At 49.3% G+C, this 14677-nt stretch carries 13 protein-coding genes; 4 read left to right on the top strand and 9 right to left on the bottom strand.

Annotated elements, in window-relative coordinates; genetic code table 11:
• Positions 1–89: 89 nt before the first annotated feature.
• The 5 genes from ACX1DY_RS23215 to ACX1DY_RS23195 form a co-directional block, all read right to left on the bottom strand.
• Complete coding sequence (locus ACX1DY_RS23215) at positions 90–1445, bottom strand: glycoside hydrolase family 28 protein (RefSeq protein ID WP_458966633.1); 1356 nt, start codon at positions 1443–1445, stop codon at positions 90–92.
• Positions 1446–1638: 193 nt separating this feature from the next.
• The gene (locus ACX1DY_RS23210; protein ID WP_458966565.1) at positions 1639–2751 is read right to left on the bottom strand and encodes a glycoside hydrolase family 88/105 protein; all 1113 of its coding nucleotides are present in this window, start codon (positions 2749–2751) and stop codon (positions 1639–1641) included.
• 53 nt (positions 2752–2804) lie between these two features.
• Entirely contained in the window at positions 2805–3680 is an 876-nt protein-coding gene (locus tag ACX1DY_RS23205) for a carbohydrate ABC transporter permease (RefSeq protein WP_458966564.1), read from the bottom strand.
• A 21-nt stretch (positions 3681–3701) separates the two neighbouring features.
• The gene (locus ACX1DY_RS23200) at positions 3702–4670 is read right to left on the bottom strand and encodes an ABC transporter permease (RefSeq protein ID WP_458966632.1); all 969 of its coding nucleotides are present in this window, start codon (positions 4668–4670) and stop codon (positions 3702–3704) included.
• A gap of 135 nt (positions 4671–4805) precedes the next feature.
• A complete protein-coding gene (locus ACX1DY_RS23195; protein ID WP_458966563.1) occupies positions 4806–6359 on the bottom strand; it encodes an extracellular solute-binding protein in 1554 nt (517 codons plus the stop codon).
• Between the two features lie 433 nt (positions 6360–6792).
• On the opposite strand from ACX1DY_RS23195, the gene ACX1DY_RS23190 reads away from it, so the two are divergent.
• Entirely contained in the window at positions 6793–7041 is a 249-nt protein-coding gene (locus ACX1DY_RS23190) for a hypothetical protein (protein WP_458966562.1), read from the top strand.
• A gap of 35 nt (positions 7042–7076) precedes the next feature.
• The gene (locus ACX1DY_RS23185; RefSeq protein ID WP_458966561.1) at positions 7077–7496 is read left to right on the top strand and encodes a hypothetical protein; all 420 of its coding nucleotides are present in this window, start codon (positions 7077–7079) and stop codon (positions 7494–7496) included.
• A gap of 20 nt (positions 7497–7516) precedes the next feature.
• Here the strand turns inward: ACX1DY_RS23185 and ACX1DY_RS23180 are convergent, their stop codons facing one another.
• Positions 7517–9037 (bottom strand): extracellular solute-binding protein, encoded by a 1521-nt coding sequence (locus tag ACX1DY_RS23180; protein WP_458966560.1) that lies wholly within the window; start codon positions 9035–9037, stop codon positions 7517–7519.
• Between the two features lie 184 nt (positions 9038–9221).
• On the opposite strand from ACX1DY_RS23180, the gene ACX1DY_RS23175 reads away from it, so the two are divergent.
• A complete protein-coding gene (locus tag ACX1DY_RS23175) occupies positions 9222–11561 on the top strand; it encodes a helix-turn-helix domain-containing protein (RefSeq protein WP_458966559.1) in 2340 nt (779 codons plus the stop codon).
• Between the two features lie 321 nt (positions 11562–11882).
• Here the strand turns inward: ACX1DY_RS23175 and ACX1DY_RS23170 are convergent, their stop codons facing one another.
• The gene (locus ACX1DY_RS23170; protein WP_458966558.1) at positions 11883–12590 is read right to left on the bottom strand and encodes a hypothetical protein; all 708 of its coding nucleotides are present in this window, start codon (positions 12588–12590) and stop codon (positions 11883–11885) included.
• Between the two features lie 259 nt (positions 12591–12849).
• Between ACX1DY_RS23170 and ACX1DY_RS23165 the strand changes: the two genes are divergently transcribed.
• Entirely contained in the window at positions 12850–13116 is a 267-nt protein-coding gene (locus tag ACX1DY_RS23165; protein WP_458966557.1) for a hypothetical protein, read from the top strand.
• 10 nt (positions 13117–13126) lie between these two features.
• On the opposite strand, the gene ACX1DY_RS23160 is transcribed toward ACX1DY_RS23165, so the two are convergent.
• A complete protein-coding gene (locus tag ACX1DY_RS23160) occupies positions 13127–13864 on the bottom strand; it encodes a hypothetical protein (RefSeq protein WP_458966556.1) in 738 nt (245 codons plus the stop codon).
• Positions 13865–14011: 147 nt separating this feature from the next.
• Positions 14012–14677, bottom strand: a complete 666-nt coding sequence (locus tag ACX1DY_RS23155) for a TetR/AcrR family transcriptional regulator (protein WP_458966555.1) — start codon at positions 14675–14677, stop codon at positions 14012–14014.

The following is a 14677-nucleotide window of genomic DNA, read 5'->3' as shown; positions in this document are numbered from 1 at the left end:
AAATAAAGGGATGACCTGGGGCATTGTAATAGCAGCCTTTTGGTCATCCCTTTGTTATATGCAGAAGTAGTTTTGTTCTGGTAGCTCCATTACCCTTGACTGTTCACAGGCTCCACCGTAACCTGCTCGACCAGCTTTTCCGGCTTGGCGGTGTTTTTGGAGCGGCAGTTGATGAACTCCACCTCTTCCCCATTTTCAATGTAAAAGGCCGGCCCTTCATGGTTCTCAATAGTCACCTGATTGAACTGCACATCTCTTACATTCCCCAGGTAAAAGCCCCGGCTCTTCATCGGCCTCAGGCCTGTCATCATATCAGGAGCCCCTGGCACCGCATGCTCCGCCATCGAAATATCAATATTCGTGAATGTAATCTCCGAGACATGCTGCTCCGCAAGCCCATACAGGAAACCCGCTGAAGCGTGGACATTCCGAGCCGTAATATTGGCATAATGAATGCGTCTAAAACAAGGCGTGTCTGCGGTAACCGGATACGGGTTCTTGTCCCAGACATATTTCTCCTTGCCGCGCGGTCCGCAGAAGTAGTACAGGTTAAGCGTAAAGGGGCAGATGACATCCTCCATCACTATATTGCTAATGCGTATATCTTCAATTATTCCGCCGCGCCCGCGTCTCGACTTCATGCGGATGCCACGATCTGTCTCCTTAAATACACAGTTGCTGATCGTCACATTGCGGATATCGCCGCTCATCTCGCTGCCGAGCACAACCGCTCCATGCCCGTGAAGCATGGTGCAGCCCGTGATGGTAATATTCTCGCAGGGAATGCGCTCCTGTGTGTCTTCGGTCCCTGCTTTGATGGCGATGCAGTCATCGCCCACGTCTATATTACAGTTACTGATACGCACCCCCGAGCAGGATTCGGGATTGATGCCGTCCGTATTCGGCGAATCCGCCGGATTCAGAATCGACAGATTGTGAATCGTCACATTGCTGCAGCCGATAGGGTTCACTGTCCAGCTAGGCGAATTGATCAGCGTCACATCCTGGATCGTTACCCGCCGGCAGCCGCTGAAGCCGATCAGGGTCGGACGCGGATACTCCAGCTGCTCCGGATGATTCCGGTGCTTATCCCACCACGACGCACCGTTGCCGTCGATGGTCCCACTTCCGGTAATGGAGATGTTGACCAGACCGGCACCGTAAATACACGGGCTATGAACCTGCCGCTTCACGCCCTCCCATCTCGATTCCACCGCCGGATAGTCCTGTGGATTGGTGCTGAAGCTCAGCACCGCTCCCGGACTCAGCCGCAATTCAATGTTGCTGCGGAGCTGAATGGCTCCGGTAAGAAAAGTGCCCGCTGGAACGTACACGGTTCCGCCGCCAGCCTCACTTGCCGCTGCAATGGCCGCAGCAATCGCGTCCGTAGCCGCCACCGGGCTATCCCGCAGTGCTCCATAATCGACTATGTTGTACACGCGCATATTCTCCTTTCTTGGGGATAACGGCATTTCTGCCGTTGTTCCGCCCGGTTCTTGCCGGGGGCGGGCCAACAACGGCATTTCTGCCGTTGTTGCCAGCCTTCCCGGCCATAAAAGCCGGAGCGGCCAGCAGCTTCGGCTTTTATCGGCTTCAGCCCTCAAGCTTCCCCCCCTCACCTCTCAAGCCGCCTCCGTCTCAGCCCACAGACTCCGCCCCTTCATACAACGCCTGCATCTCCACGCAGGCCATGACCAATGCGCCGACCCCGTGCAGGTCATTGCTGACCTTCGGGCGGGTGACATAACTCTCGTAGTCACCCGCCGGGGTGCCGATGCAGATGTCGGGCAGAATGAGCCTGCCCTCTTCATCCTGCTTCAGCACCCGGACCAAGCCCTCGTAGCCTTTGCGGGCGACAGCGGCCGCTCCGGGCGGGGCGATGCCCAGCTTCACAGCTTTGGCAATCGCATAGACGAACAGGCAGGAGCCGGAGGTCTCCAGCCAGTTATCCGGCCGGTCGCCTTTATCGACCACCTGATACCACAGCCCGCTCTCTTCGTCCTGATAGCGGATCAGCGCCTCCACGAAGCCGCCCAGCTCGGCGGCAAGCTCTGCCCTGCCCGGATCTTCTGCAGGGAGCAGATCCAAAAACTGCGAGACAGCCAGACCGTACCAGCCCAGCGACCGGCTCCAGAACTCCGGCGAGCAGCCGGTCTGAGGGTCGGCCCAGGGCATCCGCTTGCTCTCATCCCAGGCGTGATACAAGAGGCCGGTTGCCTCGTCCTTCATGTGCTTACGCATCAGGCGCTCCTGATGCAGCACGGTTTCCCGCAGCCCCGGCTCGCCGTAGGCATTGGCATACTTGAGCGAGAAAACACCGGCCATATACAGCCCATCCAGCCACATCTGATTCGCGTATTTATCCTTATGCCAGTATCCGCCTTCCGAGGTCCGGTTCAGCGTCAGCAGAAGATGGCGCAGCTTCTCCGCAGCCGTCCGGTATTTCTGCTTCCCGGTCCGCTTATGCAGCGTGAACAGCAGCAGTCCGGCCTGAACGGCGTCCAGCTCATCCCGGGCAAAATACAAATTGCCCTGCTCATCCACCAGATCATCGACATATTGCTGAATATATTCAATATACCGGTCCTCCTGGACCGCCTCCCACAATAGCTCCATCCCGCACAGAAACACACCTTGATGATAATGCCAGCGGTGAGCCGGAGGCAGCTCGCCCGCTGCATAAGTATCCATTAATGAATCACAGGCTTTTTTGGCCCATTCCACAGGTGTTGCCGACAGACTGCCTATCATCTCCATACCCCTTTTCCATTCATTATTCCGTCTCTTATCACTCAACCTTCATATTAACCCTTCATCGACCCCAGCATCGCACCCTTGGCAAAATGCTTCTGCAGGAACGGATAGACCATCAGAATCGGCAAGGTAGCCACTACGATAACCGCCATCTTGATCGTCTGGTCCGGCGGAGGATTGGTCGCATCCAGCGAGGAGCTGTAATCCATGCCGCTGGCGAGCACGACAATTTGCCGCAGCAGTACTTGGATCGGCCATTTGGCGCTGTCATCCAGATACAGAATCGCACTCATGTATGTGTTCCAGTAGGTTACCGCGTAGAACAGCGAGATGGTCGCAATCGCGGGCAAGGACAAGGGCAGCACGATACGGAACAGGATGCCGAAGTCGTTGCAGCCGTCGATTTTAGCCGATTCCTCCAGACCTTCGGGGATATTCTGAAAAAAGTTTTTGAGAATAATCATATTGAACGCACTTATTGCCGACGGCAGAATTAGTGCCGAATACGTGTCGATCAGCCCCAGCTCCTTCACCACGAGAAATGTGGGAATCATCCCGCCGTGGAACAGCATGGTGAATACTACGAGAAAATTGACCACGTTGCGCCCGTCCAGGTCCCTTCTGGAAAGGCCGTAGGCCATCAGAGAGGTAATTAACATACTGAACAATGTGCCAATGAGCGTAACGCCAATGGATACACCCATAGCTTTAAATATCGTATTGGTTGAGAAAATAAACTTATACGCCTCAAAGCTCCATACCTTGGGAATTAGCACAAATTTGTTGGCCGCAATCTCTGCGCTTGTGGTGAACGAGCCGGCAACCACGTGGACAAACGGCAGCACCGTAATGAGTGTAATCAGGGCAAGCAGTATAAAATTCACAGCGGAAAAAATTCTCCCGCCAATCGTGCGATCTTCTACCATTTCAATTCCTCCCGCAGATTCTCAATAAACGCCTTCTTCGCCCATTTTCTTGGACAATCTGTTGACCGACATAACCATAATCAGCCCAATCACCGATTTAAAGAATCCGATGGCCGTACTATAGCTGAACTGCCCCTGTCTTAAACCAGCCGTGTATACATACGTATCAATAATTTCCGCAACCTCACGATTCATGGAGTTAAGCATCAGATACACATGTTCAAATCCAAGATCCAGCACGGAACCAATTTTCAAAATAAGCAGGGTAATAATGACGCTGCGGATCGCCGGGAGTGTAATATGCCAGATCTGTCTGAGCCGTCCGGCACCGTCCATGCGTGCTGCTTCATAAAGTCCGGGGTCGATGGCCGCAATCGAAGCGAGATAAATAATCGTTCCCCAGCCCGCTTCCCGCCAAATGACCTGAAGGATGTACATCGGCCTGAACCAGCTTGGATTCAGCAGGAAATTGATCTTTTCAAAACCGAAATAAGCCAGCAGCTCGTTAATAATCCCGCCGTCCATCGTAACCATGACAAAGGAAATCGAAACGACAATAACCCAGGACATGAAATGGGGCAAATAGATGAGTGTTTGAAAGGTTCTTTTGAAAAAAGTGCCTCTCAGCTCATTCAGCATCAAAGCCAGAATAATCGGAATCGGAAAATAAAACAGAATGTTCATTCCGAACAAAATCAAGGTGTTCCCCAAAATATTGAGGAAATCCGGCTCGGTGAACAGCCGCTGGAAATGCTTCATTCCCACCCAATCACTGCCCGTTATCCCCTGATAAGGCTTGTAATCCTGGAAAGAGATGATCAATCCATACATGGGCAAATATTTGAAAATCACAAAATACAGCACACCCGGTAACAGCATGACGTAGAGCAATTTGTTTCTCCACAGTCGTTTTTTAAGCTCACTGCTGCTCTTATATCTCCCCGGCTTCGGCTCGGGAGCGACACCTGGCTGAGCGGCGACTTCCTGCATAATACTCTTCCTTTCTCCTTCAAAGTGGATACCTGACTGCCGGCGCGCCGCAAGAATCTGAAAAGACTGCCGGATATGCGTTGTTAGCAGTCTTTTCAGCTCCTGGTTGTACTCAGTCACTTCAATGCTGGCTGTCTATTTCTTATACACGGCGTTGTATTCTTCAATGATTTTGGCACCGCCGCGGTCTTTCCAGGCCTGCACTTCTTTTTCGAATCCGGCTTTGTCGATTTGCCCGTAAATATATTTATAAGTGGCATCCGAAATGATCTGCTGAAGCTCTACGCCCTTGGAAGTATACGTAGCGGAATCCAGCGCCGCCGTAGGATCGGCTACCCCTACCTTAACATTCTCCAGCAGCAATTCTTCGGCATGGATTCTGCCCGGCAGCACATTCAAGCTTTGGTACATACCATTGGTTTCCGCTTCACCGATCACACTGTCCTTGAAGCCCTTAACCTCGCGCTCAATCAGCTCCTTGTCATCCGAAGGTTTGGCTCTGCCGTCTACAACCGTGTAGTGCTTGCCTTCAATACCCCAATACATCAGATTGGCCACCTCGGGAGTCATCATTTTATCGAAGAAAGCAAGAATCTTCTTCAGCTCGGCTTCATCCTTGACGGCCGATTTCGGGAACAAGACGACATTGTTATAGCCCGGAATCATCCACTGCGCGAATTTTCCGTCCGGCCCGGCAACCATACTGTGCGTATCCAGCACGGCATTCGGGAAGTTTTTGATCAAATCCTTGTTGAGCGTATCAATATCCTGCATGGAGCCACCGATATACATCCCTGCTTTGCCGCTGACGAACATGTTGACGGCATCCGTTTTACTCGTCGCTGCGAAGTCCTGGTTCATGTAGCCGGCATCGCGGGCTTTTTTGAAGAAATCCATCGTGTCAAAATACTGCGGGAACGTAAACTCCGGCTCGAGCTTACCATCCTTCTCTCCCCAGCTATTCGGTGTGCCGAACCAGGAGGAGACGGTTTTGAATGCGCCATACACCAGCTCGTTGCGGTCCACAATACCTGTGGTATCTTTTTTGCCGTTGCCGTCCGGGTCCTGCTCTGTGAACGCTTTCGCCATAGCGAACAGCTCATCCACAGTTGCCGGCGGCTTGAGGCCCAGCTTATCTGCCCAGTCCTTGCGGTAAATCATCCCCTGGCGCGCCAGCGGCCGGCCGATGTACAGGGTGTAGAGCTTGCCGTCCACCTTGGTGTTGTTCAGGATCTCCGGCTTCAGCTTGTTGAGATTCGGGAACTCGCTTAAGAGCGGCCCGATCTCCCAGAACTGCCCGTCCTTGATCGACTCCTTCATCTGCAGGAAGGTCGTCTGATTCTTCAAATAAGTAACCTGCGGCAGGGAGCCGGTGGCGAACGAGGAGTTCAGCTTCTCTTCATACGTATCTGCGGGGTAGAACTGATAGGTGAGCTTCGTATTCGTTAACTTTTCCACTTCTGTCTTAATCGTATCCGGTGGGGTCTCTGTCGTGTTCAGCGGGAGCATAATCTTGATCTCTGTCGGTTTTTCCTGCTCGGGCGCAGCAGTCGCCGCATCCGTTCCGCCTGTTGTTCCCGCATTGCTGGGGGAAGCTTCGTTATTCTTGCTGTTGCCGCCTGAACACGCTGTCAACATACTGAACGTTAACAATGCGGACAGGAGCAGGGTGAAGGATTTTTTGTTCATGCCAATTTGACCTCCGTTTAACTTGTAATTGGTTACAAGCCCCACATTACAGCGTCCGGGAGGTTACGAATACAATCATTTCCTCATACAGCGGGGGTGGGGTGGGGGTTCTGGGGAAATGATTATCGTGATAACGGGGGGGCATTGAACGGAAATCTGGCGCGCGTTTGGGAGGTGGCGGGCGTGGCTGCGGGGAATGTTTGGACTTTCGGCCGCTGTTATGTTTGGATTTCTCTGATTATAGACCGCTGCTAGCGGTAGAAATCCAAACATAAAGGCGGACGCTGACGCTCCTACAGTTCCAAACTTCCCCTCCGCCACTCCCACCTCCCTTGCGGGTGGATTTAAGTTCAAAGGAAAGGGAGAAGGGCAGAAAAAGATCGGGTAGGTCGATAATATGGTTTGCTTATCGTAATATGAGGGAGGGTAATTGATGGACTTCAATTTATCTGATTTAGAAAAACACCTTTCGTCGGGAAGAGAGATTGAGTTTACTTACATGGACGAAAAATATTCTATTTCTAGGATTGATAGCGGATTTTCTTTTACAAGATTTTATGACCCATCCAGCATCCAAAACTATGTTAGTCATGTGGAATTGTTGGAAAATGCAACGATCGGTGATGAATTGCTGGCCAGTACTTTTGAGGAGAAAAAAATTAAAGTGGATGTATTATATTAATTGATCCTACAAGTGCTATCACGAGGAGGATATCCATGTACGGGAAAAGCAAAATATTATTTACGCTGATTATTATTGTGATTATCTCTGGATGTAGCAAACTCAGTTCTATGCCGTTACCTGAAATGACCGCTACATTAGATACCGGTGAAAAAGTACCTGTGGTGGTTAGTACATATAATTGGGGGGCCAAAGATTTATATGGTGGTCCATGGGAAGTAATGGAGGATAAAGATGCCGAAGTTATTCCCAGCGGATCAAAAATCGACATTAAATTTGACCATCCACCTGATTCACTACTTATTAGAGAGCATTTTAGTAAGTATAAGTTCAAAGATTTAACTGACTCTAACCAGTTTAATGTCCCCGATAGTACAGGTACGCATGTCTATGGAGTAATGGCTACTTGGAAGAAAGGTACTGCCATTTACGCCTTGAAAATTCAAGTTAAATAGACAAAGGTTCTAAAGTTATCCTATTCTCTCTCCCTCGCCCGTTCCGCTTCCCCATACTCCTGAATAATCAGATCGCCGCCGCTGGCTCTCCACTTCTCTACCTCGGCGCGGAAGCCTTCGGCGGTGAGATTGCCGAGGATATAATTGTAGGTGGCATCCATGATGATGGCGGACAGCTCGGTGTTTTTCTCGTCAAAGGTTGTGGAGCTCAAGCTGACGGTTGGATCGTCGACCAGAAACTGTTCATTGTCTTCGCTAAGCTGGTCGGCTAGGGCAGTTAGCTGCTCTTTTTGCGCAACCTCCATAATATTCTTGTTGCCGATATCGGCAATCATGAGGGAGTAGAGCGGATTCACTTCGTACACACGCAGCTGCGAGGTTTCTTCGGGAAGGATCACTTTTCCGCCTTCAAGCTTATAATGCCGCCCTTCGATTCCGTACATCATCAGATTCGCTACATCTTTATCCATCGTCCGGTCAAAAAAGGCAAGCACCCTCTTCAGCTCCTGCTCGGTCACAATCGCCTTCTTCGAGAAGAGATACAGCCCGTTGTAGTTGGGGATGGACCATACTTTATAGCCTTGCGGCCCTTTGATCCGGTTGATCAGGGTAAGCTCGGCTTCCGGGTTAATCGCCTGGGCCTCAATGGAGAGCCGCTTCGCATCGGTCATGCTGCCAATGAACATGCCTGCCGTCCCCCGGATAAATTTATCCCGCTGCACCTCCTTGCTGGTCAAGGCAAAATCCTGATTGATAATCTTCTCCTTATATAATTTCCGCATAAAATTCATCGTGTCCATATATTCAGGTGTCTCAAATTCAGGGATGAACCGGCCGTTCACAAGCTTCCAGTTATTCGGCGTGCCGAAGTAGGAGCTTAGTGTTTTGAATACCCCATAGACCAGATCATTGCGGTCAACGAGTCCGAGAGTATCTGCTTTTCCGTTCCCGTCAGGGTCATTATACGTGAACTGCTTCATAACCTCATACAGCTCATCCAGTGTCTGCGGCTTATTCAGATGGAGACGGTCGAGCCAATCCTTGCGGATGATGATCCCCTGTCTGGAAGAAGGGCGCTCGGTATAGAGGCCATAGATTTTGCCATCCACAGCCGACTGCTTCAGAATCGAAGCGTCAAGCTGCTTCAAATTTGGGAAATCCTGAAGATAAGGGCCAATCTCCCAAAAAGACCCGGAGCGGATCGCATTCTTCACCAGATTAGAATCTGTAAATTTGACAAAGGTGACTTTGCCCAAGGAATTGGTGGTCAGCGCCGTATTCATTTTATCCGTGTAGACGCCCTCTGGAACCCAGGTGATATCCAGCTTGACCCCGGTCAGCTTTTCAATCTCGGCAACAATGTCCTTGGAGGGAGTCTGTGGAAAATGTAGCGGCGCCAGAATCGAGATGGTCGGAGCCTCCCCGCCGGTACGGGACTGAACGGAATCCTCCCCACTGCAAGCGCTTAACAAATTAACAACGAGTAAAACAAGCAAACAGCAATACCAGGTATCCTTTCTCCCCAACCGTCGTCTGGACATTCCCGCCATCCTCCTAGAAAATTAATTATACATTTCGTTCCTAATAGATGAATAAATTGCAATTGATAGTGATAATTAGAGAAAATGATTATTGCGGCACCAGATGATTATTGTTATTATCCTTCGTGATGCATACACTTAAAGCAGGCGATTGCCTCTACCTAATGTAAAGGTGCTGAATCTATTGAAACATTTAAGCTTCCTGAGCAAATTAACGATGTTCGCCTTTGTCCTCAGTACACTGCCTGTGCTGTTCATTGGCTCATTCTCTTATTTTACATCCTCCAAAGAGATTCAAAAAAATGTTAACGAAAGCAAAAAGGAGCTTATTTTACAAATTAACTCAAATGTAGAGCATAAGCTGAATACTGTCAACCAGACCTTGAACCAGGTAGTCAACTCCTCCGTTTTGAAAAAGGCATTGAATAACCCGCTGAATGTAAGCGATTTCATTTTATATAATGACATACGCACTGAAATCCGCAATATGCAGTCTTTTGACACGAAGCTGGAGGATGTGATTCTGCTCAATCAGCGGCAAAACTGGATGATCAAAAACTCCGGGCTCTACCGCCTGAATGAATATAAGAATTATGAGCAGCTCACCAACCTGATTAATCTGCCGGATGAAACCTCATGGGTACTGAACCCCTCTTCCCTGTTCTACAGCGAGGAGAGCATTAACGTCACCGGCTGTGAATACAGCATCAGCTTGATTAAAAAGCTCCCGACCACCAAGCTGCAAAAATACGGTCTGGCCCTGGCCAATATTCCCGCCTGCAGTCTGCAGGATTTCATTACCTCCGAGGTGCAGCCGCTCGACAGCATTATCATCCTGGACAGCTCCGGCCGCATTCTGCTCCACCCGGACCGCAGCCTGATCGGCCAGTCTGCCGGGGCAAGCGGGTTTACCGAATTCACACAGATTGCTGGCTCTCCACAAAGCTCAGGACAGTTCAAAACGGTGATGGACAAAAAGGATTATTCCGTCACCTACATACGTTCACCGCAGACCGGCTGGATCTACCTCTCCGTGACTTCCATCGAGAGTCTGACGAAGGAATCAAGCAAAATTGGAACCTACACCGTCTATGTTTGCACATTGATGCTGCTGTTATCTGTTCTGCTGGCTTGGCTGGGCTCCCGGCGGATGTACACGCCTATTGAAAGGCTGCTCAACCAGATCGGACAGCGCAGACCCGATATCAGAGCCAGGCATGCGAATGAATTCCAGATTATCGGCGAGCAGGTGCATCATCTGTTCCAATCCAAATCCCAGCTTGAGAAGGAGGTTGCCCAGCATATCCAGCAGGTGCGCACCTTTTTTCTGATGAAAGCTTTTCAAGGCAATATCAAAAAACGCGAGCTGCTCGAAGAGCTGGAGCAATTCGGCTACCGCGCCCAGACCCTGGAATGGCAGACAATGGCCGTGATCACAGTCAGCATCGACTTCTCCGAGGAGAACAGCTATCAGAAAAAAGACCTCAGCCTGCTGCTGTTCGCCGTGCATAATATGATCGAGGAGCTGGTCCCGCCGTGCAACCGGCTGGCTCCGGTCATCATGGACCACGCCGTGGTTACGCTAATCGGCAGCGCGGACGGCGATCCGCAGTCTTTTCACAAAACGCTCTATTCGTTAACCGAATCGCTGCAGCAGAAGATCAATAACTACCTGAAGCTGGAGGTCAGCATCGGGCTCAGCCTGCCCTTCCACGCCTTTGATAAAATATCCATTGCTTACAGAGAAGCTCTGGAGGCGCTCAAATACCGGATTACGCTGGGGAAAGGCATTATTATTCAGTACGAGAATATCAACTCCGGCAACCACTACCTCAACCTGAACTATCCGACACACAAGGAAAATGATCTGCTGGACGCCATTAAGCTGGCCGACACGGAGAGTGCGAAGGAGACGCTGCATAAGCTGTTCGCCTGTATTTTTGCACTGGGGCTCTCCCCGCAGGAATACCAGATTCCGCTGACCCGGCTGCTGAACAATATCCTTATTATGATGCAGGAATCGGGAATCAGCCTGAATCAAATCTATCCGGTGAACGGCTCTTTATTCGAGGAATTAACGGATCTGCATATCGTGGCGGAGATTGAGGATTGGTTCTGGAGCGTGGTCATTCAGCCGATGATCCGCATCTTCAGCAGCAGACAAAATGCCCAGTACCATAATATTTCGGAGAAGCTCATCGACATTGTCCAGCATGATTACGATAAAGACCTTACGCTGGAGGAATGCGCGTCCCGCCTGCACTATAATGCCAACTACATCAGCAGCGTATTCCGCAAGGAGACCCAGTATTATTTCAGCGAATACCTTGCCATGTACCGGTTCAAAATGGCGAAGAAATGGCTGGAGGAGACCGACATGCCCGTCAAGGATATCGCAGCCCGGCTCCGCTACAACAATTCGCAGAATTTCATCCGCTCGTTCCGTAAGCAGGAAGGGATGACCCCCGGCCAATACCGCGAGCATGCAAGCGCAAGGCAGCGGGTGGTGCCAGATGATTATTGAGGGGGCCCCAGTGATGGTGGCATATAGCGCAAAAGCCGTGAATCCAGGAGAAAACTCCTTTGAATTCACGGCTAAATGGAATTTGTCCACCTAATTCGCTGAATTCTGCGCCGCTGCGGCATTTAGTGGGAATTTGTTCACTTAAATCGGCGATAAACCGGACTTGGCGTTACTTTGGAGCAAATTAAGTATACTTTTTCCAACTTAGAGTACTCGGGAATCCGAATAACTCCTTTTAAGTTTACTTTTTCCATTTAAACCGCCGCACAAGTAGAAAGATTTCGGCACACTCAAAATGATCCGGCTGCGGGTCTTTGCGGTTCAAGCCTTGGGCTTGCGTAATTTTCTCTTTCTCAGGAACAAGATGACAGCAGCGGCCAAGAGTAGAACGATACCGCCACCAGCGATGGCGATGTTTCTGACATTCGGCACGTACACAGTTAGACGCATTGGCTCGGTATCGGCCAGGGTAATATGCCAGGTGAGGGTGTTCCCGTCCTGCTCGGCGGCATTGTTGGCCCCGTACAGATTATAGGGAAGCGTTAATTGGAAATCCAGCGACAGGCTCGGCATCATCAGCCGGACCAGTGGCTTCGGTACACTAAGCTTTCCAAGTCCATCTAAAATCTCTTCCGAGTAGGCATTCAGCTTGGGCTGCGCCACTACATCGTATTTGGTGTACAGCCAGTTTTTTCCCGTTGCTACCTCAGTATCCACAACATCAAGGCTTCTCGCATTAAGCTGCATATCCTCTATTGAAGCGAAGGATTTGAGAAATTGATATTCTGTAGATTTACCCACATTGGTTTTGTGCAGCTCGATGCCGTCTGCTTGCAGCCTGCTCGTGATCAGCTCCTCGATTTTGCCGCCGACCAGCGACTCAGCACGGGAATCCAGCAGCAGCCTGAAGGCGATATCCAGCCCGCCATTCTTCTTTACGGTCACATGAGCCGTTGCTTTGGCGCAGCCCGTCAACAGGACAAGCATCAACAGCATCAGTCCCAAGGTGTGTACTCGTTTTCTTTTCAATGCTGTCCCCCCTTCCTGTTGCAATGTACGCCTTCAGGAATTTTATGCCGCCCAACCCCCTGCTGTCAAACCGTGCAATGAAATCATACATCAAGCACTCTCATCAGCCTATAGCTGCTCATTTCATCTGATAACTGATATGCAAGTTCAAGATGGACAGAAATCTATTTCTATGTAAATATGTAATAATTTATAGTAATATGATGAGGAATAACTATGTTCCGATATTTATTTCAAAATTGCCATTATGGAGGTTACAATGGTCCCTTTAAAAGAAAGCTCTAATAAAGAGATGATACAAAATCAATATGAACAGCTCTGGATTGAATTTCTAAATTCTGATGAGAACAAAGTTGAAAAAATCCTAAAAAGGGCTCAACGCGAATTACTCCCCACAAAAGAAAAATGGCTTCAAAGATTAAAGCCATTTAAAACCCATTTGCTATGGATTGTTCCTCTCAGCGCACTTATCGTGGCTATTTTATTGTACGTGATTTTTATTTGGGTGGCATTGTTAGTGGAGTAAATTCCGCTGCTTACCAGATAGGCTTCTTTTCCCCGATTTGCTCTTTGGGCGGGAACTTCATAACCATGATCAGATTTCTCAGCGCATATGCAGATACAACTACACCTGCAATATAGAACCAGGGTTGGTCAAAATAAGCCGAAGCTGTCGTCCACATCCCGTATCCGGGCGGCAGAAAAGTATTGACGGTGCCGATCAAGATCACAATAGCCAGGCCGACAGAGGTTCCGCTGCGGCTCTTCCGTTCATTCCACAAATAACCGGGTGCGACCGCAATCAGGATGTTGGTGAATGCGAACCATTTGAACATGACCACATCGTCCATGAAGACTCTGAACAGATTAACAACAGCGAACATTAACACGATCTGTCCAGCCACACGCAAAAGGGCCTGCTGTACGGTCACGGGAGAGCTGTAGAATTTGCCCCATATTTCTTGCCGTTCCACTTTGACAGCTTTATAAAGATTGTACACCTCAAAACAGTTCCAGACCACCAAAGCCGCCGATGCAGCAGAGAAAAACCAGAACCAATCATTATGCAAGGCCAGCAGGAAGAAAATAATTGCTCCGGTAAAATCATGTGCGAAATAAAAGGTGTGCATCCAGACAGGGTATGGCGCCCGTTTCTCCCGGTTGACCAATCTGAAGCTGTAGATATACTCCATATAACCAATGAAAAAAGTAAATGCCGAAATTACAACTAGACCCGGATTGTTGGTATAGGCATTCATGATTTCTTGTACCATCTTATCATCCCCTCAAAATAAACTATACTAGTATAGTTATAATGTAGAGCCAACTTTTTATTTTGTCAATCACAAAAAAAACCGCCCTGACGAACGAAACGTCATCTGGCGGCTTTTCGAATCATTATTTAATTAGTTCGGCTTGCTTCATTCATACCAGAAAATCTGCTGGATGCAATATTGATTGAATTCATCAAAATCAAAATCCCGCAAAAGGTTCTTCGACTGCGCAATTACATTCTGGGCAGATTCCGGGCTAGTATTTAGAATTCGCATAAAAGACGTGAGCATTTGCTCTGCAATGAACGATACGGGAATATCCCACTCCGCCTGTTGAAGCAGCAGCTCAGTTCCTCCACCCATAGCAAAGGATAGGGCGATTTGGAAATCCCGTTCCGGCACATGCGCCATCTCTTCGGTTTTAATTGTGCTTAACCACCGGTGCACGATGTTAATCCACAATTTCAGCAGCGCTTTGTCTGTGATGATATTTTCTATAAACCGGCGCAGGTCCTTTTGAAGAATTGAGGTTTGGAAGAAAAGATTGGTATATACAGAAAGCTGTAAATAAATACTTTCTTGTGTCGTTAGAATGCGGTTAACATAACTGAATGATACCTCCAGGATTTCTTGCAGCATAGCCTCGAGAATATCGCTTTTTTTAGTAAAATAATGCTGCACCAGCGCCTTGCTGATCCCCGCCTCATCTGCGATTTCTCTAATAAAAACTTGCTCATAGCCTTTTTCACAGAACATGCGGTAGGCAATCTTCAGAATTTCATTCCGTTTCAACATATTTTTCGGTCTGGCCAT

The organism is Paenibacillus sp. BAC0078 (assembly GCF_054483875.1).
The sequence above is the reverse complement of the archived record's forward strand: the minus strand, read 5'-3'. Positions and strand labels throughout refer to the sequence as shown.

What these genes read in the sequence shown, in the direction of transcription:
- ACX1DY_RS23165 (WP_458966557.1), top strand. Translation starts at nt 12,850, where the DNA reads ATGGTCCCTTTAAAAGAAAGCTCTAATAAAGAGATGATACAAAATCAA.
- ACX1DY_RS23215 (WP_458966633.1), bottom strand. Translation starts at nt 1,445, where the DNA reads ATGCGCGTGTACAACATAGTCGATTATGGAGCACTGCGGGATAGCCCG.
- ACX1DY_RS23185 (WP_458966561.1), top strand. Translation starts at nt 7,077, where the DNA reads ATGTACGGGAAAAGCAAAATATTATTTACGCTGATTATTATTGTGATT.
- ACX1DY_RS23205 (WP_458966564.1), bottom strand. Translation starts at nt 3,680, where the DNA reads ATGGTAGAAGATCGCACGATTGGCGGGAGAATTTTTTCCGCTGTGAAT.
- ACX1DY_RS23190 (WP_458966562.1), top strand. Translation starts at nt 6,793, where the DNA reads ATGGACTTCAATTTATCTGATTTAGAAAAACACCTTTCGTCGGGAAGA.
- ACX1DY_RS23160 (WP_458966556.1), bottom strand. Translation starts at nt 13,864, where the DNA reads ATGGTACAAGAAATCATGAATGCCTATACCAACAATCCGGGTCTAGTT.
- ACX1DY_RS23195 (WP_458966563.1), bottom strand. Translation starts at nt 6,359, where the DNA reads ATGAACAAAAAATCCTTCACCCTGCTCCTGTCCGCATTGTTAACGTTC.
- ACX1DY_RS23200 (WP_458966632.1), bottom strand. Translation starts at nt 4,670, where the DNA reads ATGCAGGAAGTCGCCGCTCAGCCAGGTGTCGCTCCCGAGCCGAAGCCG.
- ACX1DY_RS23180 (WP_458966560.1), bottom strand. Translation starts at nt 9,037, where the DNA reads ATGTCCAGACGACGGTTGGGGAGAAAGGATACCTGGTATTGCTGTTTG.
- ACX1DY_RS23210 (WP_458966565.1), bottom strand. Translation starts at nt 2,751, where the DNA reads ATGATAGGCAGTCTGTCGGCAACACCTGTGGAATGGGCCAAAAAAGCC.
- ACX1DY_RS23155 (WP_458966555.1), bottom strand. Translation starts at nt 14,677, where the DNA reads ATGGCCAGACCGAAAAATATGTTGAAACGGAATGAAATTCTGAAGATT.